Origin of the sequence: Streptomyces sp. NPDC091416 (assembly GCF_044756845.1) — a bacterium.
GTDB lineage: Bacteria > Actinomycetota > Actinomycetes > Streptomycetales > Streptomycetaceae > Streptomyces.
Genome location: NZ_JBIVTU010000066.1, coordinates 1 through 1,180, shown reverse-complemented (window position 1 = coordinate 1,180; position 1,180 = coordinate 1). Strand labels below are relative to the sequence as shown.

Annotated in this window: 1 protein-coding gene; it reads left to right on the top strand. The window is 64.7% G+C overall.

The features are described from left to right. On the top strand, positions 1-677 hold a 677-nt coding region (locus ACIQMX_RS42500), incomplete at its 5' end, for a hypothetical protein (RefSeq protein ID WP_402487093.1). Between the last annotated feature and the right edge of the window lie 503 nt (positions 678-1,180).

Below are 1,180 nucleotides of genomic sequence, written 5' to 3'. Positions count from 1 at the left end.
AGCCGGCACTCATTGGGCTCCGACACCTGCCGGGCATGATCGGCATCATGACCGCCACGCTCGCGTGCGCGTCGAGCGGCAACTGGGCCAACCTCAAAGCACTTGTCGTCGATCCGTCGGTCAGGGACAGGAACAGGCAGAAGCAGGCCCCCATCATCGACGTAACGGATCCGCACAAGGCGTTCGACGGCACCACGGACTGGGTCCCCAACGCTCTGGCACGCTCCGCTGTCACGGAGAGAGACCTCCACGACTCGTTGAAGGACTTCACTGAGCGCCGCGACGGCAAGTACCACACTCCGGTTGCCGAGTGGGTACATCACATCCTTCGCCCGATCTTCGCGGACCAGTGGCCCGACGATGACACGTATAGCGCGGAGTTCGACCGGGCTGAAGTGGTGCTCGGGGTGATCGCACAGGACGTGACGAATGTGCGCACGGCCGCAAACCCGGAGGGACCATCGTGGAGCCGCTCCCACTGGTACGGGCGGTCGACCTGGCGGGCCGACAGTCACGGCAATGCAGCGGCCGACCTGGCACACGATTTCGAGAATCAGGGTGCCCAGTGGGGCCCTCTCAAGGGTGGATTGTTCGGCGACGAGGTGAGCCGTGCCCGCGCCGCAGTCGAGGCCTACCAGAAGTCCTTCAATGAGCTCGCGGGGCGCCGGATGTTCTAGAGGACATTGGCAAGGACGGATGAGCGCCCTGCCTGAGAGTCCCGCCACCACTGGTGCGCGCTCAGTACAGACGGATCTCCGCAGTGGGGCGCGGCATAGGAACTCCCTCTGGGTGGAGTTGAGTTCCTTGGCCGAGAGGTGGGCTTCTGAGGGTGTGCCGCAGGCGGTGGTGTGCGGGACAAAGGTGGTAGTACACCACCTGATTTTCCGTTCCGTCCCGGTACGCCGTGGAGGTTAGAGTGACGGCTACGCGCAGTGTGGGGGGGCCACGTGTGCAAGGCACGCTGGGGGTGATGAGCATGGGTCTGCGGCCAACACACCTCGGCTACGCCTACCAGGACCTGCTCACCGCGCTGCGCCTGGTAGACCTGGCGGTGGGGCGCGCAAAGTCTGTGCTGGTCGACACTAAGAGTGCGGAACGTGAGCTCTTGTCCGTTTCGTAGTTGAGGTTGGGGAAGGATCCCTGGTCGTGGGTGGGGGGTGGCCCTCAGGCGTCGGGGCAG